Source organism: Candidatus Methylopumilus universalis, from assembly GCF_006365315.1.
Lineage (GTDB): Bacteria > Pseudomonadota > Gammaproteobacteria > Burkholderiales > Methylophilaceae > Methylopumilus > Methylopumilus universalis.
Map to the genome: position 1 here is coordinate 1,000,475 of NZ_CP040968.1, position 19,151 is coordinate 1,019,625.

General features: G+C 37.7%; 19 protein-coding genes. 10 read left to right on the forward strand and 9 right to left on the reverse strand.

Annotation, left to right across the window (positions count from 1 at the left end):
• Positions 1–25: 25 nt before the first annotated feature.
• From FIT79_RS05275 to dapA, 3 genes are read right to left on the reverse strand one after another with little or no spacing between them, the layout of a single operon-like run.
• A complete protein-coding gene (locus tag FIT79_RS05275; RefSeq protein ID WP_139875874.1) occupies positions 26–796 on the reverse strand; it encodes an MBL fold metallo-hydrolase in 771 nt (256 codons plus the stop codon).
• Positions 797–798: 2 nt separating this feature from the next.
• Positions 799–2,076, reverse strand: coding sequence for an outer membrane protein assembly factor BamC (gene bamC, locus FIT79_RS05280; RefSeq protein ID WP_139875875.1), 1,278 nt, complete (start codon positions 2,074–2,076; stop codon positions 799–801).
• Positions 2,073–2,951 carry a 4-hydroxy-tetrahydrodipicolinate synthase gene (dapA, locus tag FIT79_RS05285; RefSeq protein WP_139868278.1) on the reverse strand — a complete coding sequence of 293 codons (879 nt, stop codon included), beginning with the start codon at positions 2,949–2,951 and terminating at the stop codon, positions 2,073–2,075. The genes bamC and dapA overlap by 4 nt, the downstream gene beginning before the upstream one ends.
• Before the next feature lie 238 nt (positions 2,952–3,189).
• On the opposite strand from dapA, the gene rsxA reads away from it, so the two are divergent.
• Genes rsxA through nth form a run of 7 tightly spaced genes read left to right on the forward strand, consistent with a single transcriptional unit; the run spans position 3,190 to position 8,783 of the window.
• Complete coding sequence (rsxA, locus tag FIT79_RS05290) at positions 3,190–3,771, forward strand: electron transport complex subunit RsxA (RefSeq protein WP_139875876.1); 582 nt, start codon at positions 3,190–3,192, stop codon at positions 3,769–3,771.
• A complete protein-coding gene (rsxB, locus tag FIT79_RS05295; RefSeq protein ID WP_139868282.1) occupies positions 3,771–4,328 on the forward strand; it encodes an electron transport complex subunit RsxB in 558 nt (185 codons plus the stop codon). The genes rsxA and rsxB overlap by 1 nt, the downstream gene beginning before the upstream one ends.
• A gap of 10 nt (positions 4,329–4,338) precedes the next feature.
• Positions 4,339–5,862 carry an electron transport complex subunit RsxC gene (rsxC, locus tag FIT79_RS05300; RefSeq protein ID WP_139870600.1) on the forward strand — a complete coding sequence of 508 codons (1,524 nt, stop codon included), beginning with the start codon at positions 4,339–4,341 and terminating at the stop codon, positions 5,860–5,862.
• 1 nt (position 5,863) lies between these two features.
• Positions 5,864–6,883 carry an RnfABCDGE type electron transport complex subunit D gene (locus FIT79_RS05305; RefSeq protein ID WP_139875877.1) on the forward strand — a complete coding sequence of 340 codons (1,020 nt, stop codon included), beginning with the start codon at positions 5,864–5,866 and terminating at the stop codon, positions 6,881–6,883.
• A gap of 4 nt (positions 6,884–6,887) precedes the next feature.
• The gene (gene rsxG / locus FIT79_RS05310) at positions 6,888–7,511 is read left to right on the forward strand and encodes an electron transport complex subunit RsxG (protein ID WP_139875878.1); all 624 of its coding nucleotides are present in this window, start codon (positions 6,888–6,890) and stop codon (positions 7,509–7,511) included.
• Complete coding sequence (locus FIT79_RS05315; protein WP_139875879.1) at positions 7,508–8,137, forward strand: electron transport complex subunit E; 630 nt, start codon at positions 7,508–7,510, stop codon at positions 8,135–8,137. Before rsxG ends, FIT79_RS05315 begins: the two co-directional genes overlap by 4 nt.
• A 10-nt stretch (positions 8,138–8,147) precedes the next feature.
• The gene (nth, locus tag FIT79_RS05320; protein ID WP_139875880.1) at positions 8,148–8,783 is read left to right on the forward strand and encodes an endonuclease III; all 636 of its coding nucleotides are present in this window, start codon (positions 8,148–8,150) and stop codon (positions 8,781–8,783) included.
• Here the strand turns inward: nth and FIT79_RS05325 are convergent.
• Genes FIT79_RS05325 through FIT79_RS05335 form a run of 3 tightly spaced genes read right to left on the reverse strand, consistent with a single transcriptional unit; the run spans position 8,780 to position 12,569 of the window.
• Positions 8,780–8,953 (reverse strand): DUF1289 domain-containing protein, encoded by a 174-nt coding sequence (locus FIT79_RS05325; RefSeq protein WP_223255703.1) that lies wholly within the window; start codon positions 8,951–8,953, stop codon positions 8,780–8,782. The genes nth and FIT79_RS05325 overlap by 4 nt on opposite strands.
• 19 nt (positions 8,954–8,972) lie before the next feature.
• Positions 8,973–11,642: a preprotein translocase subunit SecA gene (gene secA, locus FIT79_RS05330; RefSeq protein ID WP_139875881.1), complete on the reverse strand. Its 2,670-nt coding sequence runs from the start codon at positions 11,640–11,642 to the stop codon at positions 8,973–8,975.
• Positions 11,643–11,678: 36 nt separating this feature from the next.
• Complete coding sequence (locus FIT79_RS05335) at positions 11,679–12,569, reverse strand: M23 family metallopeptidase (protein ID WP_139868296.1); 891 nt, start codon at positions 12,567–12,569, stop codon at positions 11,679–11,681.
• Between the two features lie 42 nt (positions 12,570–12,611).
• Between FIT79_RS05335 and FIT79_RS05340 the strand changes: the two genes are divergently transcribed.
• From FIT79_RS05340 to FIT79_RS05350, 3 genes are all read left to right on the forward strand, one after another.
• Complete coding sequence (locus FIT79_RS05340) at positions 12,612–13,055, forward strand: DciA family protein (RefSeq protein WP_139870607.1); 444 nt, start codon at positions 12,612–12,614, stop codon at positions 13,053–13,055.
• A complete protein-coding gene (locus FIT79_RS05345; RefSeq protein WP_139875882.1) occupies positions 13,045–13,842 on the forward strand; it encodes a sulfite exporter TauE/SafE family protein in 798 nt (265 codons plus the stop codon). Before FIT79_RS05340 ends, FIT79_RS05345 begins: the two co-directional genes overlap by 11 nt.
• A gap of 102 nt (positions 13,843–13,944) precedes the next feature.
• Positions 13,945–15,969 (forward strand): sodium-translocating pyrophosphatase, encoded by a 2,025-nt coding sequence (locus FIT79_RS05350; protein WP_139875883.1) that lies wholly within the window; start codon positions 13,945–13,947, stop codon positions 15,967–15,969.
• 54 nt (positions 15,970–16,023) lie between these two features.
• Here the strand turns inward: FIT79_RS05350 and FIT79_RS05355 are convergent, their stop codons facing one another.
• Genes FIT79_RS05355 through gap form a run of 3 tightly spaced genes read right to left on the reverse strand, consistent with a single transcriptional unit; the run spans position 16,024 to position 19,129 of the window.
• On the reverse strand, positions 16,024–16,923 hold the full coding sequence (locus tag FIT79_RS05355; protein WP_139871993.1) for a phosphoribosylaminoimidazolesuccinocarboxamide synthase: 900 nt from the start codon (positions 16,921–16,923) through the stop codon (positions 16,024–16,026).
• Positions 16,924–18,099 carry a phosphoglycerate kinase gene (locus FIT79_RS05360; RefSeq protein ID WP_139875884.1) on the reverse strand — a complete coding sequence of 392 codons (1,176 nt, stop codon included), beginning with the start codon at positions 18,097–18,099 and terminating at the stop codon, positions 16,924–16,926.
• Positions 18,100–18,109: 10 nt separating this feature from the next.
• The gene (gene gap, locus FIT79_RS05365) at positions 18,110–19,129 is read right to left on the reverse strand and encodes a type I glyceraldehyde-3-phosphate dehydrogenase (RefSeq protein ID WP_139871996.1); all 1,020 of its coding nucleotides are present in this window, start codon (positions 19,127–19,129) and stop codon (positions 18,110–18,112) included.
• Between the last annotated feature and the right edge of the window lie 22 nt (positions 19,130–19,151).

Below are 19,151 nucleotides of genomic sequence, written 5' to 3' on the forward strand. Positions count from 1 at the left end.
AAAGCCGGTTTCTAACCGGCTTTTTTTATATCATCTGCCACGACGTTCCCTCAGCTTGAGTTGCAATCTTTATCCAGTCTCGTTCACATCCTATTTTTCCTACAATAGCTTCTTTCACTAAGTCCTCAGTATTATTTTTCTCACTTAGATGTGCGGCTACAAGATGCTTTAATTGTTTAAATTGAATTTTCCCCAGAATGTCCGCCGCTGTTTGATTGTCTAAATGACCCAGTTTGCCACTTATTCTTTTCTTTAGACTGTATGTATATTCGCTTGATTCAAGCAAGTTAAGATCATGATTAAATTCTATAATGAGGGCATCGAGCTGCTGAAGCATATTTTCAATATGAGGCGTTGAAGTGCCTGTGTCCGTTAAAATGCCTAATTTACGATTACCATCACTCAATGTAAATTGAGTCGGTTCTCTTGCATCATGAGGGACTGGAAAGGGTTGAATTGTAAAGTCTTCTATTTCAAATGCATTGTGGCTATCAATCATATGGAAATCAATTTCATAAGATTTAATCATATGTTTTTCACACATTTTGAAAGTTCCATAAGAAAGCCAAATGGGAATCTTAAATTTGTTGGCTAGTTTAAAAGCGCCTTTGACGTGATCTTCATGCTCATGCGTTAGCAGAATCCCTGTAATATTTTCAGGAGTCTCATTCAGTCGATCTAATCGAGATATGACATCTTGAATTGCAAAACCACAATCAACCATTAAAAGTGATTTGTTTTGCTTAACTACAAATGAATTGCCGGCACTTCCGCTACCTAAAGATGCGAATTGCATCTTTATTTCAATTGATCATAAAGAAGTGAGATGATTCGATTTGCGGTAGAAGAGTTATTTTTCTTGCCGTCCTGATACTCAATGATAACTTGAGAGCCCCCATTGTCTATAGAGAGGATCTTAATGCGGTATTGTTTTTCTGGATTAGTTTTTTCCTTCTCACTACCACCCCAGAATTTAAGCCTTTCAGACAATGGCTTTTCTTTAGTTTGGCTTGTATCTTTAGCTTGCTTATCTTTTTTATCGTCGTCACTCCAGAACATAAGGGAATCTATGACGCCTTTTTTCTTCTTAGGGCTGTCATCAATATCCACATCGGCATATTTTACAAAATAGATGCCGTTTGATCTGTCTTTATCTTCAATCACAAATCCAATAATGTCTAAAGCTAAGCCAACTCTGCGCCACGCGCGGTCAAATGGATCTTGAATTTCGAGAGAGGTGCTTCCATCCGCCTCTTTTTTGATTTCGGCTCTCTTTTGACTAACAGGTGCAGCAATAATTTCTTTTGCTCGCTTATCTGCTACGCCGAGTTTTACCATAAGCCTTCTTAAAAGCTCTGCATCCAATTCATCGTCTTTTGAATCTCCCTTAACTTCCGGTTGCGTCTTGGCTTCATTTCTATAACCATTTTCAACAACACCGTAAGGGGTTCTCACTCTTTCTTTTCCATCATCAGGAGCAGCATCGACACTTCGATGCGTCATATAGATCTCAGTAGTTCCCTCCTGCAGCCCCCTATCTAATCGAGTTCTAAATTTTTTACGATTAGCTGTACCTGATGCAAGCGAATCAAGCCATGCATCAAATCTATCTAATGCGCCTTTTTTATCCTCAACTTTTAGGTCTTCTTGCTTAATCCATTCAGTCTCCATAACCCCTGTTTCTGGATTTTCTTTTTTAACTGCAAACCCCATATCTAACCAAAAATCTCGGATCAATGGCCATATTTTCTCTGCAGGTGCATTAACGACGAGCCATCTTTGAGCGCCCGCTTTTACAATCTTCATACCCTCTGGATTAGGTAAAATTTTTGGCTGACCGTTATCTTGTACCTGGCCACTTTTAAATTCTGAATAGCTCGTAGAGCCTGGAATCGCATATGCATCATTAGTTGTAGCTGAAGTTAAATCAGGAGGCACTTCGAGTGGGCGAGATCTCCCAGTCGCTTTATAGTCAGGGGCGGTGACTTGTTCTACAAAAGGAATATTTTCGCAGCCATTCAAGAGTAAGAATAACGGTAGTGCATAGAGCCATTTACTTTGCGCGATTAATTTCATTGAATATGAGCTTCCTTCATAGCAGTTTGAATAATTTTGTGATGCTCTTGATTAAGTTCCACTAAAGGCAAACGAATGCCTTCTTTAATAAGGCCCATTATTTTAAGTGCCCATTTTACAGGGATTGGATTCGACTCTATAAATAGATTTGTGTGAAGAGAAAACAATTGCTGATTGATTTCGATGGCTTTTTCGTTCTGTTTAGACATGACACAAGCGTACATTTCATGCATTAATTTAGGGGCGACATTTGCTGTAACGGAAATAACGCCTTTGCCACCAAGAAGCATAAAGGACAGCGCGGTAGCATCATCGCCACTTAAGATTGAAAAATGGGAAGGCAATCTTTTAATAAGATCTATGCCCCGAGTCATATCTCCTGTTGCATCTTTAATGCCAACAATGTTTGGAATTTCGCTCAATTTTAATACTGTATCGTTTTGTAAATCACAGCCTGTTCTAGAAGGTACGTTATAAAGAATTTGATCAATGGCAACCTCATTAGCAATCTTAGTGAAGTGTTGCAAAAGCCCTGCCTGATTCGGTTTGTTGTAATAAGGTGTCACTAACAAACAAGCATCTGCACCCAGACGTTTTGCTTCTTTTGTGAGGTCTATAGCTTCCAGAGTTGAGTTTGCGCCCGTGCCCGCTATGACTGGAATCCTTTTATTGGCGTGCTTTACGGTCGTTTCAATAAGCTGGCAATGTTCTTCATAACTCACTGTGGGCGATTCGCCCGTTGTACCTACAATCACAATGCCATCTGTACCTTCATTAATATGAAAATCAATTAATCCATGAAGCGCTTGGATATCAAGACTTCCATCAGGAAACATTGGGGTAACAATTGCAACAATACTGCCTTGAGGTGACATGAGATTGGCTATTAATTAGTAAAGTCGCTATTTTAACTTAAATAGCTAAACACCAAAAAAATTGATCATTTATTATATATAAAATAGTTATATTGCTATAAAACTTTATTCTTTGAAGTAATATAGAATTATTGATATATTTCAACTGGGAAAAAGATCCTAAACTTCCAAAAGACATAATAGTCATAGTTCTTAGCTATAAATATTTTCTGCAATTTTAAACGTATAATTTAACTTTATGATTCAACACTATTTCTTAATCATCATTAGTACGGTATTAGTCAATAATATTGTGTTAGTAAAAATATTAGGGCTTTGCCCTTTTATGGGGGTATCTAAGAAACTAGAAACATCAGTCAGCATGTCTGCCGCCACAGCTTTTGTATTAACTATAGGCTCAATGACAAGCTGGGCAATTAATCATTACCTTCTTGAGCCAAATGATCTTGTCTACCTGAGAACGCTTTCATTTATTTTAGTCATTGCGGGTGTTGTCCAATTCACTGAAATGTTAATGGAAAAAAACTTTCCATTGCTTTATCAATTACTGGGTATTTTTCTACCCCTCATCACGACCAATTGTGCTGTATTAGGCATCCCTCTTTTGAATGCGCAATCAAGCCATACTCTTATAGAATCCGCATTATTTGGATTCGGCGGTGCTATTGGTTTTTCAATAGTGCTCATTCTATTTGCATCCATAAGAGAGCGTTTAGAAGGCGCTGAAATACCAGTGCCATTTAAAGGGACTGCAATAGCGCTTGTAACAGCCTCCATTATGAGTCTTGCATTTATGGGATTCGCGGGCTTGGATCGTTAATGGTTACCGCACTTCTTGTGATGATTTTTCTCGCCATCCTTTTAGGATTGGTCTTAGGTTATTCCGCCATTAGATTTAAAGTGGATGGCGATCCTATGGTTGCCAGAATTGACGCTATTCTTCCTCAGACACAATGTGGCCAATGTGGCTTCCCAGGTTGCAAACCATACGCCAATGCGATTGCTAAAGGCGAAGCTGATATTAACCAATGTCCTCCTGGAGGCGATGCTGGCGCTAAAGCTTTAGCAGAACTCATGGGGGTGGAGTTTAAACCGCTCAATCAAGAACATGGTGTTCAGAAACCAAAATCAGTTGCGCTTATCGATGAAGCTACTTGCATCGGATGCACCTTATGTATTCAAGCATGTCCAGTAGATGCTATCTTAGGTGCAGCAAAACAAATGCATACTATTATCGCAAGCGAATGCACCGGCTGCGAATTATGCTTACCTCCATGTCCAGTAGACTGCATTACCATGGAGCCTGTTCATGAGAATTCTGCATCATGGAAATGGAAATATCCTATCTATAATATTCAAAAAACTCAAAAGGCCTGATGGGTTTGTTATGCAATTAGAAAATATTTTTAAATTTAATGGTGGCGTTCATCCGGATGAAAACAAAACCGTATCAACTCGCCTTCCTATTGCAAAATTACCTATCCCAAAGAAATTAATACTTCCTTTAAGGCAGCATGTCGGTCATGTTGCAAAACTTAAAGTCAAACCCGGCGATCAAGTGCTTAAAGGTCAAATTATTGCCGAAGCTGATGGTAATATTTCCGCGGCGATTCATGCGCCCACATCTGGGAAGGTCGTAAAAATCAGTGAGGAAATACTCCCTCATCCATCCGGCCTGCCTGATTTTTGTATCACAATCGAACCAGACTTTAAAGACACATGGGTTGAAAAAAAACCAATCTCATGGAAAACACTCGACCGCAATAAATTAATTGAAGCGATTTCTCAGTCAGGAATTGTGGGTTTAGGTGGCGCAGTTTTTCCAACCCACATGAAATTAAAAATAAATCAAAGTCAGCTCATCAATACTTTAGTTATTAATGCTGCAGAGTGCGAACCATTCATCACTTGTGACGATATGTTAATGAGAGAAAGAGCTGATGAAATTATTCAAGGGTCATTAATTGCCCAAACGATCCTCGGCGCAAAAGAGTGTGTAGTCGGTATTGAAAATAATAAAACTGAAGCCTATGAAGCGCTAAAAAAAGCAGCTCAAAAAACGTCCATTGAAATTAAAGTGGTTCCAACACTTTATCCAAGCGGCGATGCAAAAAGACTCATTTATCTCTTAATGGGTATAGAAGTTCCAAAAGAAAAGCGCTCTGTAGATTTGGGTATTCAAGTATTTAATGTAGCTACGGTAGCAGCTATCTATAGATATCTTGAATTTGGGGAGCCATCTATCAGTCGAATTGTGACAATCACAGGGGCCGTTAAAGTACCTCAAAATTATGAAGCATTATTCGGAACACCTTTATCAGAACTCATAATTGCTGCAGGTGGTTCTCCGAACAAAACAAAAAAATTTATTATGGGTGGCCCTATGATGGGATTTGATTTGCCATCAATTCATGTGCCTGTTACTAAAGCGATGAATTGTGTTATCGAAAGTTCACCAGAATTATTCCCTGCGCCAAAACCTGTGATGCCATGTATTCGTTGTGCTCGATGTGCAGATGCCTGCCCAGTTAACTTACAGCCTCAAGAATTATATTGGTTTTCAAAATCTTCTCAGCTTGAAAAAGCCAGAGATTACAATTTATTCGATTGTATTGAATGTGGATGCTGTACTTATGTTTGCCCAAGTAATATTCCACTCGTACAATTTTATAGATATGCAAAAAGTGAAATTATTGCGCAAGATAAATCGAAAGAAGCTGCAAACACAGCCAGAGAAAGAAATGACTTTAGGCTTGCAAGAATAGAAAGGGAGAAAAAAGAACGTGCTGAAAGAAATGCACAAAAAGCCCTAGGAGCTCAGGAGAAGCAAGCTGATGATGAGAAAAAATCAACAATTGCTGCGGCTATGGATAGAGTTAAACAAACCCAACAAGAAAATATAAAAAACTAATATGGAAAATAGATCTCCTTACGTTGTTAATGCACCTTCAATCAGCATAATTATGCTTAAGGTTTTGCTTGCTCTCATTCCTGGTATAGCTTTGTATGTTTATGTTTTTGGTTTAGGCGTCATTATAAATATTCTTCTCGCATCTGTTACAGTCATATTGACTGAAAGTGCCATTCTTGCCATAAGAAAATTACCGATCAAACCGTTTATTCTAGATGGCAGCGGACTCGTCACTGCTTGGCTTCTCGCCCTCTCTATTCCATCCATAGCCCCTTGGTGGATTATTGTCTTAGGTACAATTCTTTGTATTATTTTTGGTAAGCATTTATACGGCGGACTCGGCTACAACTTATTTAATCCAGCTATGGTGGGATACGCAATCTTACTTATTTCATTTCCATCGATCATGACGCACTGGCAAATACCTTCCAATCTTATGATTGGTCATACAGACTGGTTGGATCAAATTAAAGTTATTTTTAATAGCAACTTATTGTCAAAAGAAACCTTCGATGCAATGAGCTCTGCGACTCCTCTTGATTACATTAAAACGCAACTGACTTTGAATCACCCTTTAGCAACGATTCAACAAGACAAAATATTTGGTTTTGTTGGTGGAAGAGGATTGGAGTTGATTAATTTAGGTTATCTTGCTGGTGGTCTTTATATGCTCAAAGAGAAAATTATTTCATGGCATTTACCTGTTGCTTTTTTATCCACCTTATTTGTTTCAGCTTTAGTATTTAACGTCATTTCACCTGATACATTTGCTTCCCCCCTGTTTCACATTATGAGCGGTGGAAGTATCCTCTGCGCTTTCTTTATTATCACCGATCCAGTAAGCGCCCCAACAACGCCTAAAGGAAAAATCTATTTTGGTATGGGCATAGCTTTATTAGTACTTATCATTCGACTTTTCGGTGGTTATCCAGAAGGGATTGCATTTGCGGTATTGTTTTTAAATATCTGTGTGCCTCTTATTGACAGCCTCACTCAACCAAGAATTTTCGGTCATAAATAAATATATGTTTAAAGATCACTTTAAGAAAATATCAATCACCGCAACAATTATGATTATCTTTTCTTTGGCAGCATCAACGGCTCTTAGTATTTTCTACTTTATGACAAAATCTCCAATTGAAGAAAGTGATGCAAAAGCAAAAAGAATTTTTTTAAACCAAGTAATTCCGGCGAATCTTTATGATAACAATCTTGTCAAAGATACAATCTCTATTGAGCCTAATCCCCTCCTCGGAAACAAAAAAAATATTGATGTTTATCGAGCAAAAAAAAATAATCAAGTGATTGCAGTGATTATTGAAACTATTGCGCCTGATGGCTACAGTGGCGAAATCAAAACACTTGTAGGTATTGATCAAGAAGATAAAATATTGGGTGTAAGAGTTATTACCCACAAAGAAACACCAGGCTTGGGGGATTATATTGAGATTGATAAAAGCCAGTGGATTAAAAATTTTGATTTCAAATCTTTAGATAAATTATCAGAAAAACAATGGGCCGTTAAAAAAGATGGTGGTGATTTTGACTATGTATCTGGGGCAACGATTACGTCTCGAGCTGTCGTTAAATCGACGTATAAATGTCTTCTTTACTCAAAAGAAAATAAAAAAAGGTTATTTGCATCATGAGCGATATTAAGAAAATTGCATTTGATGGATTTTGGAAGCAAAATCCCGGAGTAGTTCAACTGCTTGGACTATGCCCGACTCTTGCTGTCACAACTTCTTTGATCAATGGTTTAAGTCTTGGGATAGCAACAGCCCTGGTAATGGCTGCATCAAACGCCTCTGTTTCGCCGATTAGAAAATTTATACCCACTGAAATTAGAGTACCTGTTTTTATTCTTATCATAGCTTCACTTGTAACAATCATCGATTTCAGTATTCATGCTTATATTCATCCGCTTTACAAAGCTTTAGGCATTTTCATTCCTCTGATCGTTACAAACTGTATTGTATTAGCGCGCGTTGAATCTTTTGCAGCCAAGAATGAAACAGTCCCTTCTTTTTTTGATGGCCTTTTTATGGGCCTTGGTTTAGCTCTGGTGTTGGCACTTCTTGGTGGAATGAGGGAATTTTTTGGTAAAGGTACTTTATTTTCTGGTATTGATCTCATATTTGGCGCTTCTACCAGCAATTTAGTAATTCATTTTTTTAGTGATTACAACGGTTTTCTTTTGGCTATCTTACCTCCCGGAGCATTTATTGGGCTGGCTTGTCTCATCGCACTAAAAAATCGTATCGAAACACGTTAGTCCATTTCCTATGAACCCTCAAAAGCGATTTAAAATTTTTGAGGCGCTATCTAAAGCTACACCCCATCCTACGACAGAGCTTATTTACCAGACACCTTTCCAGCTTCTGATCGCAGTTATTTTATCTGCTCAAGCCACTGATAAATCAGTCAATAAAGCAACCTTGTTGTTGTTTAATAAAGCGCCTAATGCAAAACAACTTGCCCAAATGAAATTAAGCGATGTTGAGCTTTGTATAAAAACAATTGGGTTATATAAAACAAAAGCTAAAAACATACTTGAAACTGCGAAGATCATTGAAAAGGAATTTCAAGGTGAAGTACCTCAAGATCGATTAGCTCTTGAAGCGCTTCCTGGGGTAGGAAGAAAAACTGCGAACGTTATTTTAAATACTATCTTTAATGAGCCGACTATTGCAGTAGACACTCATATATTTAGGATTGCGAATCGCATTAACTTAGCACCAGGAGAAAATGTGCTTCAAGTAGAAAAAAAATTAATTAAATTAACGCCTAAAGAATTTTTGCAAGATGCGCATCATTTATTGATACTACACGGAAGATACACTTGTATTGCAAGACAACCAAAATGTGGTGTTTGCGTCATTTATGATTTATGCGAATATAAAAAAAAGCTTAAAAACTAAAACGAAATAAGCTTAATCTGTCTTTCAGATGCTAATTCAACAATCTCTTTTTTTTGTGTTTCATCTAACGCTATCCATTGAGCAATTTCATCTTGGCTTCTAAAACACCCTTCACAAAAATGGTGCTCTTTATTGATGAGACAAACGCCAATACAAGGAGATTCAGTCAACACAATTAACTTTCTTTGACTATTCTAAAGCGCCATGGCAATGTTTATATTTTTTATCGCTTCCGCATGGACATGGATCATTTCTACCCACTTTAGGTAACACGTCTTCTGTGTCAGCTTTTTTGCTCGATGACTTTTTAACTTCATCTTTATTTTTTTTATCAATCTCATTAACTTCATCTTCGTTCTTAATCTTCACGACCATCGTAATGCGAGTCACTTCAGACTTCACGGTATCTAGAAGATACCCAAATAATTCAAAAGCTTCTTTCTTGTATTCTTGTTTCGGATTTTTTTGTGCATAAGAACGTAAATGAATCCCTTGTCTTAAATGATCAAGTGAAGATAAATGCTCTCTCCAATGGTGATCTATACTTTGCAACATAACCGTTTTTTCAAAATGTCGAATGACATCCGCACCTACCAAAGATTCTTTTTCTTGATATTGTTTATTCGCAAGAGAAATAACTCTGTCATAAATGTCTTCAATATTAATCTGGGGTTCTTTTTCTATCCATCCTTGGATAGAAAGACTTAATCCGTAATCTGAGAATAAGACTTTTTCTAAGGAAGGAATATCCCACATGTCTTCCATGCTGCCTTGTGGAATATGACTCTGTGAAAGATTACGAAGAACGTCAGCTCTCATTGCTGAAACTGTTTCAGCAGTTTGATCTGAATCAAGCAATTCATTTCTTTGCTCATAAATCACTTTTCTTTGGTCATTTGCAACATCATCATATTCAAGCAACTGTTTCCTGATATCAAAATTACGACCCTCGACTTTTCTTTGTGCATTTTCAATAGCTTTTGTGACCCATGAATGTTCGATCGCTTCACCTTCTGGCATTTTTAGCTTTTCCATAATGGCTGACACGCGATCAGATGCAAATATTCTTAATAGCGAATCTTCTAATGATAAGTAGAAGCGACTCGAGCCAGGGTCTCCTTGTCTTCCTGCACGGCCTCTTAATTGATTATCTACACGTCTTGATTCATGTCTTTCAGTGCCGATAATATGAAGACCGCCTGCTTTAACCACTAAGCTGTTTTGTTCTTTCCATGCATCTCTAATGTCTTTAATTTCTTTTTCTTTTTTGCTTTCAGTTAATTTATCGTTTAATTTAATTTCATGAATATCAGCCTCGATACTTCCACCAAGTACAATATCTGTTCCGCGACCTGCCATATTCGTCGCAATAGTAATCATCCCAGGACGGCCTGCTTGCGCAATAATATGCGCTTCTTTTTCATGATGTTTTGCATTCAATACTTGATGCTTTAATTTTACTTTTGTAAGTAATGCTGAAATGAGCTCTGAATTTTCAATCGAAGTAGTTCCGACTAATACGGGCTGATCAATTTTTTGACATGCTTTAATATCTTCAATCACGGCAGCATATCTCTCTTGTGAGGTGCGATATACTTTATCCATCATATCTTTTCTTTGCGTGGTTCGATGCGGAGGAATAATGATGGTTTCTAGTCCGTAGATTTGATTAAATTCAAAAGCCTCAGTATCAGCTGTGCCTGTCATACCAGATAATTTCTCATACATCCTAAAATAATTTTGGAATGTAATAGAGGCTAGCGTTTGATTTTCTTTTTGTATCTCAACGCCTTCTTTTGCTTCAACAGCTTGATGAATACCTTCTGACCATCTGCGGCCAGGCATCATTCTTCCGCTAAACTCATCGACAATAATGATGCTATTGTCTTTCACCACGTAATGTTGATCTTTATTGAATAGGTTTCTAGCTTTTAATGATGCGTTGATATGGTGAACGAGCGAAATATTGGTTGCATCGTATAAGCTCGACTCCTCAGACAATAGACCTGCTTTAATTAATAGCTTCTCTACATTCTCATGACCACTCTCGGACAGAACTACTTGATGTGCTTTTTCATCTATCCAATAATCACCGCCTTCTTCTTCGGTTTTTTGTTTAGAAAGCTTTGCCACAACTAAATTAATTTTAGTATAAAGATCAACGTTATCTTCAGCCTGCCCTGAAATGATTAAAGGTGTCCGAGCCTCATCAATTAAAATTGAATCGACTTCATCTACTAAACCGTAATGTAACTTTCTCTGAACACGCTCTTCTTTTGAGAAGATCATATTATCTCTGAGATAGTCAAAACCAAATTCGTTGTTTGTGCCATAGGTAATGTCAGCCTCATAAGCTTTTTTCTTCTCTTCGCTTGAAATATTAGATAGATTAATACCTACTTCAAGACCTAAGAATCTATAAATCTGGCCCATCCATTCTGCATCTCTTTTAGCAAGATAATCATTGACAGTAATGACATGAACGCCCTTACCCAAAAGCGCATTAAGGTATATCGGTAAAGTTGCAACAAGCGTCTTACCTTCACCTGTTCGCATTTCTGAAATTTTTCCTTCATGAAGCGCCATGCCCCCAATGAGCTGAACATCGAAGTGTCTCATTTCTAATACGCGTCGACTTGTCTCTCTGACAACAGCAAAAGCCTCAATTAATAAATCATCTAACTTTTGTCCTTCGTTAAGCCGTTTTTTAAATTCAGTGGTCTTAGCTTTTAAAGCTGCATCACTAAGTTTTTTAGTTGCATCTTCTAGTGCATTTATTTGCTGGGCTTTTTTGCCATAATCTTTGAGAAGCCTGTCGTTTCTGCTTCCAAATAAATTCTTAACAAGGGTCTTTAACATAATGTGAATATTCTTAATCGAAATAATTTGAAATAATTAATATTGTAGATATTTTCGAGGATCTAAAGACTCACCATTCATTCTGATTTCATAATGAAGATGAGGGCCTGTCGACCTTCCAGTATTGCCTACTAATGCTACAACTTGATTCTTTTTAATGCGATCACCTTCTTTAACTAATAATTTAGACGCGTGCGCATATCTTGTTTCAAGGCCAGATCCATGAGAGATCCTAACCATATTGCCATACTCAGGCGTGACTTCAGCTGCTATCACTATGCCTGCAGCAGTTGCCTTAATGGGCTGGCCAGCGTCTGCACTAAAATCTAATCCTTCATGAAAAGCTCTCACACCTAAAAAAGGATCTACTCTCCAGCCATAGCTAGATGAATTAAAAGGTGCGTTAACCGGTGAAGCATTTGGCAAAGTATCTTTAAACACACTTTGTTTTAGATAAATAGCTTCTAAATTATTGTAGTGCTCTTCGTGTTTTTCAATATCGAGCGTTAACTTATCAATAAATGACTGAAGCTCAGCTTCTGAAAAATTCTTTCCAGGAACAAAAGGACCCCCTTGGCCAGATGATTTGATAGGGGCTGGTTTGGGAATTTTTTCATTTGTTTTTAATTTTTCTTTAGCAAAGTCTTGCAGTCTTTGAGATTGATTATCTATGCGCATCAATCGGGCCTGGAGCTCGCCAATTTGAGTTGCATAAACATCTAAATTCTTTTGAAAACTTCCCAAATTAAGGTCAAGCTTAAGGTTAATTAATGATTTTTTTTCTTCAACGTCGCCGTTATATTTTGAATCAAGCCAGCTAATCCCTTGAATGAAACCAATAAAGAACAAAAATAGTATGGCAATAAAAGTCACTAAATGGACACTTTTTGGCTTTGATGTACTATTTGTTACAAAGATAATTCGCATTGAAATCTAAAATTTAGCTTAAATAATAGATAATTATAACTTATGAAGCCCGTGAACAAGCTTTTGGAAAGTGAAGTATTTTCCTTGATTAGAGAGAAAAATCGCTCTATTTCTGGCTACCAAAAGCTATGGTCTATCAAAGCTCCAAGCAAACTAGCCCCTTTATCTCATGTCGGTGGGATTCAAGATGATGTTTTGACCATTTATGTTGAAAATAGTGGCATTGCGAGTAAATTAAAATTTATCGAGTCCACGCTGCTTAAGGACTTGAATGAAGGCATTAAAAAAGAAATCCCTTTTGCTAATCCCATTAAATCCTTAAAAATAAAATTAGTAATTAAAAACTCCAAAATCACCCCGCCTCGAGATAAAAGCTTTCCTGCTCAAGCTAAATTTGCCTTAGAAAATTTATTAAATAACCTCGAAGATTCGCCTTTAAGACATCGCCTTATTAAATTGATTAAACATCATACCAATGCTGACTGAAGCGATCATCCTTATCATTGCTGGAAGTATCGTCGGGATTTTATCAGGGCTCCTAGGTATTGGCGGCGGCCTTATCATCGTCCCCGTCCTGACCTTTGTCCTAGTTCATTTTCATCAACTTGCCTTTGATCAATCGATTTTAATGGCAATTGGGACATCACTCGCTTCCATTGTTTTTACAGGAGGGATGTCAAGCTTCTACCATACAAAACGAAATAATATGAAATGGTCGACAGCCGTTCCCTATATCCCTGGGGTTTTATTAGGCTCAACTATTATGGCTTTTGTCATGCCTCATTTAAATATCACACTTATTAAACATGTTTTTATTGCCTATACTTTTCTTGCTGCCTATGAGATTTTTAAGGCACCTATAATCAAAAGTGTTGTTCAATTGCCGTCGGTATTTCTTGCTAACATTTATGGATTTACCATCGCTTCTATCTCGACCGTTATTGGGATTGGAGGCGGAACAATGTTTGTACCTTATTTCATTTATCATAAAGTTAATCCACGGCTTGCTGTCGGACTTTCAAGCTCATTAGGCATATTTATCGGGTTAGGCGCTTCTTTTGGATTTATCAAAAATGGCCTACACGCTAGCCAGCTTCCTCAATTTAGTATCGGTTACATCTATCTACCTGGACTTATATTGATGACATCCTCAAGTCTCATTTTCGTTAGATTAGCAACAAAATGGATTCATCAAATTTCCGTTTTATCATTAAAAAAAATATTCGCTTGTTTATTATTTTTAATCGGCTTGTCAATGATTTTCGCAGGATAATTTGTAATTAAAATATCTAGTTTTCTAGTCACAAAGTTATTGAATGTGATAATTTATTAAATTAGTTTTTCATTTTAAGATTTCCAAAATTTAGGAGAATGTATGTCAGAACTTAACCTTATTATTGGCGCAGCACTATTGGCAATTCTTTATGGTGCAGTGATGAGCGCTTGGATATTTAAACTGCCTGCTGGCAATGCAAAAATGCAAGAAATTGCCCTGGCTATTCAAGAAGGGGCAAAGGCTTATCTCGCAAGACAATACAAAGCCATATCGATCGTAGGTGTCGTGCTAGCCATTTTAATTGGCATCTTTATTTCAAAAGATACTGCGTTAGGTTTTGTCGTAGGCGCTTTCCTATCGGGCGCTTGCGGGTTTATTGGCATGAATGTCTCAGTCAAAGCGAATGTCAGAACAGCACAAGCCGCCACAAAAGGCATCGTTCCAGCACTTGATGTAGCTTTCAAGGGTGGTGCTATCACGGGTTTATTAGTCGTTGGGCTTGGGCTTCTCGGAGTCACTGGATTTTATATGTACTTAGGCGGGGCTGACGCAACCAATTTAAATCCTCTTATTGGGCTCGCTTTTGGTTCCTCACTTATTTCAATTTTTGCCCGTTTAGGTGGTGGAATATTTACTAAGGGCGCCGATGTAGGTGCTGACTTGGTAGGTAAAGTTGAAGCTGGTATTCCAGAAGATGATCCAAGAAATCCTGCTGTGATTGCAGATAACGTCGGTGACAATGTGGGTGATTGCGCAGGTATGGCAGCAGATTTATTTGAAACTTATGCAGTAACTTTAATTGCAACCATGCTCCTTGGTGGTCTCGTGATTACAAATAGTGGCGCAAGCGGAATTATTTATCCGCTTCTATTGGGTGCAGCTTCTATCGTGACATCGATTGTTGGATGTTTCTTTGTAAGAGCAACGCCTAAAATGAAAAATGTAATGCCTGCTTTATATAAAGGTCTCATCGTTGCCGGTGGACTTTCACTTATAGCTTTCTACTATGTAACAAACTTTGTATTTCCTGAAGGCGTTTCAATCCAAAATGTAAATGTTTCATCTATGGCTTTATTCCAAGCATGTATCGTAGGCCTAGTGCTAACAGCAGCTTTAGTATGGATTACGGAATATTATACGGGCACAGATTATGAGCCAGTAAGACACGTTGCACGTGCTTCTAAAACTGGTCACGCAACAAATATTATTGCTGGCATTGGCATCTCAATGAAATCAACAGCCTTGCCTGTTATATCTGTTTGTATTGCAATTTTCGTATCTCATGATCTTGCAGGTCTTTATGGTGTCGCAGTTGCTGCTACATCCATGTTAAGTATGGCTGGTATTATTGTTGCATTAGATGCTTACGGTCCTATCACCGATAACGCAGGTGGCATTGCCGAAATGGCCGGCCTACCTAAAAGCGTTCGTGATGTGACTGATCCATTAGATGCTGTTGGCAATACAACTAAAGCAGTTACTAAAGGTTATGCAATTGGCTCAGCCGGTCTTGCAGCGCTTGTTCTTTTTGCAGACTACACACATAAATTAGAATCGGTAGGTATTGCAACTACATTTGATCTAAGTGACCCGTTAGTTATTATTGGATTAATTATTGGCGGTCTTATCCCTTACCTTTTTGCTGCGATGGCTATGGAAGCTGTAGGAAGAGCCGCAGGTGCAGTCGTTGAAGAAGTAAGACGTCAATTCAAAACGATTAAGGGCATTATGACTGGTAAAGGCAAACCTGATTATGCGCGCGCCGTAGATATGTTAACGACAGCAGCAATTAAAGAAATGATTGTGCCTTCACTGCTTCCTGTTGCAGTGCCAATTGTTGTAGGTTTAACTTTAGGTCCTAAAGCATTGGGCGGTCTTCTCATGGGAACGATTGTGACCGGTTTATTTGTAGCTATCTCGATGTGCACAGGTGGTGGTGCTTGGGATAATGCAAAAAAATACATTGAAGATGGTAACCATGGCGGTAAAGGTTCAGAAGCCCATAAAGCAGCCATTACAGGAGATACCGTAGGTGATCCTTACAAAGATACTGCTGGCCCAGCCATTAATCCGCTTATTAAAATTATAAATATAGTGGCTCTTCTTATTGTGCCGCTTCTTTAATTGTTAAATGAAAAAAGGCGCCTTAATCAAGGCGCCTTTTTTATTTCAGTCAATTTACTTTTTAATGTCTTGGCCTGTAAGTTTTTTAAAGGCTTCTAAATATTTTTGACTTGTTTTGTTAATAACATCTTCGGGTAATGAAGGGGGCGGCGGTGTTTTATTCCATCCGCTTTTTTCTAGCCAGTCCCTAATAAATTGCTTATCAAAACTTGGCTGAGAAGCGCCTTCGCGATATTGATCTAGCGGCCAAAACCGAGAAGAATCTGGCGTTAATATTTCATCAATAAGCACTAAACGATTTTGATCATCCAAACCAAATTCAAATTTAGTGTCTGCGATAATAATGCCCTTTGTGAGAGCGAAGTTTGATGCTTCTTGATATAACTTAATACTAATTTCTTGAATTTGGGATGCAATATCTTTTCCGACACGAGCTTCGCATTCCTCATATGAAATATTTTCATCGTGACTGCCAACTGCTTCTTTGCTAGAAGGTGTAAATATAGGCTCACTTAATTTTGCAGACTCTTTTAAACCTTTTGGAAGTTTTATGCCACACACTGATTGTGTTTTTTGATAATCTTTCCAGCCACTACCTGACAAATAACCTCGGACAATTGCTTCAATAGGTAACGCCTTCAATTTTCGCGCCACAATGGCGCGATTTTTTACTTGAATTACTTCATTTTCAGCTACGACGGTTTCCGGGGCAATACCAGACAAATGATTTGCAACGACAAAAGAGAGTTTATTAAACCAAAAATCAGCCATTTGTGTAAGAACAAATCCCTTAAATGGAATCGGCTCACTCATTACAACGTCAAATGCAGATAGTCGATCTGTTGTAACAATCAATAGATGTTTATCATCAATTTCATAAATATCTCTTACCTTGCCTTTATGAAGTAAAGGCAGACTCTTAATTGATGTCGCTATTAATTGATTTTCTGGCATTTAAAATCTTCTTTCTAAGATTTCAATTGCAGGAAGTTTTTTTCCTTCTGCAAACTCTAAAAATGCGCCACCTGCTGTTGAAATATATGAAATATCTTTTGCAACTTTAAATTTTTCAATTGCAGCAATAGTGTCACCGCCGCCTGCTAATGAAAATGCGGGCGAGTCTGCAATTGCTCGCGTCATTGTTTCAGTACCTTTTGCAAATTGAACGAATTCAAATACACCGATAGGACCGTTCCAAATGATAGTTTTAGCATTGTGAATACATTTCACAATTTCATCCACCGAGTCTTTTCCTAGATCAAAGATCATGTCATCTTTGCTAATGTCTTTAATATTTTTTGTGGTGGCTCTTTCATTTGCGTCTAATTTCTTACCACAAACAACATCGGAAATAATAGGCAGCGATGCACCACGCTTAGATAGTTTATCAATAATTTTTTTTGCTGCAGGTACGAGTTCTTCTTCGAACAAAGAGCTACCGACTTCAAAACCCATCGCTTTGATAAAAGTATTTGCAATTCCACCGCCGACAATAAGCTGATCAACTTTGTCAGACAATGTATCTAATATACTTAACTTAGATGAGACTTTACTACCGCCTACAATAGCAATCATAGGTCTTGAGGGGTTTAATAGGGCTTTTTCAAGGGCTTCTAGTTCAGCCAAAAATAAAATACCTGCACATGCAATATCTACGTGTTCTGCAATACCATAAGTTGATGCTTCTTTGCGATGTGCTGTCCCAAATGCATCCATGACAAAAATATCTGCGAGTGAAGCATATTTTTTTGCTAAAACTTCATCATTTCGTTTTTCGCCAATATTAAATCTACAATTCTCTAAAACTACTAGCTGGCCTGGAGCTGTATCAAAGGGAGTAATAGCCCAATCTGAAACAAGACGCACTGGATAATCAAGATGATTTTTTAAGAACTCTACTACGGGCTTTAACGAATCACTCTCATTAAATTTTCCCTCTTCAGGCCTGCCCAGGTGAGAGGTCACCATAACACTTGCGCCTTTTTGAAGTGCAAATGTAATGCTCGGAATCGAAGCTAGAATTCTTTTAGGGGAGGTAATTTTTCCATCTTGAATAGGGACATTCAAGTCAGAGCGAATAAAAACTCTTTTATCTTTAAGATTTAAATCGACTAGTTTTTTGATGTTCATTAATCAAATATTATTTGGCAGCAATCATAGCCAAAGCTGTATCAATCATTCGACAGCTAAAACCCCACTCATTGTCATACCATCCAAAAACTTTTACGAGCAATCCATCCTCACTCACTTTGGTGAGATTAGCATCAAAATGAGATGAGGCTTCCGTGTGATTGAAATCAACAGATACCAATGGCTCGTCATTGTAAATTAATATATCTTTTAATACGCCTTGGTTGGCCGCTTCTTTCATGATGCGATTTACTTCTTCTTTTGATGTCGCTTTTTTAGGTGTGAAAGTAAGCTCTACTAATGATACATTTAATGTGGGTACTCTAATTGCAATACCATCAAGCTTACCTTTTAATTCAGGTATGACTAATGCAACGCTCTCTGCGGCACCTGTTTTGGTAGGAATCATAGAGGCTGTTGCAGAACGCGCTCTTCTTAGATCTTTATGTTGATTGTCATTTAAATATTGGTCGTTTGTATATGAGTGAATGGTTGTCATAAGTCCTGTGACAATCCCCAGTTTTTCATGCAATGGTTTTACCATTGGCGCCAAGCCATTCGTTGTGCAAGAAGCATTAGAAACAATAAGGTCAGAAGCTTTTAAAGTGAGATGGTTTACGCCATAAACAATAGTTGCATCAACATCTTTATCTCCCGGGGAAGAAATCAATACTTTCTTAGCGCCTTGTTTCAAATGTATGTTGGATTTTTCTTTACTAGTAAAAGCGCCGGTACATTCCATAACCACGTCTACATTTAATTCGCCCCAAGGTAAGTCTTCAGGATTTCTTGTGCTATAAAATTTAATAACATCACCATTTATAATAATTTCATGGTCATTGGTTTTGATATCAGCATTAAATTTTCCATGCGCGCTATCGTATTTTAATAAATGAGCATTAGATGCTGCATCACCCCGACTCGAATTAATAGCAACTACTTTAATATCTTGATGATTTAACTCATAAATCGCTCTTAATATTAAACGGCCTATTCTTCCAAATCCTGTGATTGCTATCTTAACTGCCATAAAGATTTCCTCGGTAAAAAAT

Coding starts and splice junctions, on each gene's coding strand:
- FIT79_RS05275 (WP_139875874.1), bottom strand. CDS start 796: ATGCAATTCGCATCTTTAGGTAGCGGAAGTGCCGGCAATTCATTTGTA.
- bamC (WP_139875875.1), bottom strand. CDS start 2,076: ATGAAATTAATCGCGCAAAGTAAATGGCTCTATGCACTACCGTTATTC.
- dapA (WP_139868278.1), bottom strand. CDS start 2,951: ATGTCACCTCAAGGCAGTATTGTTGCAATTGTTACCCCAATGTTTCCT.
- rsxA (WP_139875876.1), top strand. CDS start 3,190: ATGATTCAACACTATTTCTTAATCATCATTAGTACGGTATTAGTCAAT.
- rsxB (WP_139868282.1), top strand. CDS start 3,771: ATGGTTACCGCACTTCTTGTGATGATTTTTCTCGCCATCCTTTTAGGA.
- rsxC (WP_139870600.1), top strand. CDS start 4,339: ATGCAATTAGAAAATATTTTTAAATTTAATGGTGGCGTTCATCCGGAT.
- FIT79_RS05305 (WP_139875877.1), top strand. CDS start 5,864: ATGGAAAATAGATCTCCTTACGTTGTTAATGCACCTTCAATCAGCATA.
- rsxG (WP_139875878.1), top strand. CDS start 6,888: ATGTTTAAAGATCACTTTAAGAAAATATCAATCACCGCAACAATTATG.
- FIT79_RS05315 (WP_139875879.1), top strand. CDS start 7,508: ATGAGCGATATTAAGAAAATTGCATTTGATGGATTTTGGAAGCAAAAT.
- nth (WP_139875880.1), top strand. CDS start 8,148: ATGAACCCTCAAAAGCGATTTAAAATTTTTGAGGCGCTATCTAAAGCT.
- secA (WP_139875881.1), bottom strand. CDS start 11,642: ATGTTAAAGACCCTTGTTAAGAATTTATTTGGAAGCAGAAACGACAGG.
- FIT79_RS05335 (WP_139868296.1), bottom strand. CDS start 12,569: ATGCGAATTATCTTTGTAACAAATAGTACATCAAAGCCAAAAAGTGTC.
- FIT79_RS05340 (WP_139870607.1), top strand. CDS start 12,612: ATGAAGCCCGTGAACAAGCTTTTGGAAAGTGAAGTATTTTCCTTGATT.
- FIT79_RS05345 (WP_139875882.1), top strand. CDS start 13,045: ATGCTGACTGAAGCGATCATCCTTATCATTGCTGGAAGTATCGTCGGG.
- FIT79_RS05350 (WP_139875883.1), top strand. CDS start 13,945: ATGTCAGAACTTAACCTTATTATTGGCGCAGCACTATTGGCAATTCTT.
- FIT79_RS05355 (WP_139871993.1), bottom strand. CDS start 16,923: ATGCCAGAAAATCAATTAATAGCGACATCAATTAAGAGTCTGCCTTTA.
- FIT79_RS05360 (WP_139875884.1), bottom strand. CDS start 18,099: ATGAACATCAAAAAACTAGTCGATTTAAATCTTAAAGATAAAAGAGTT.
- gap (WP_139871996.1), bottom strand. CDS start 19,129: ATGGCAGTTAAGATAGCAATCACAGGATTTGGAAGAATAGGCCGTTTA.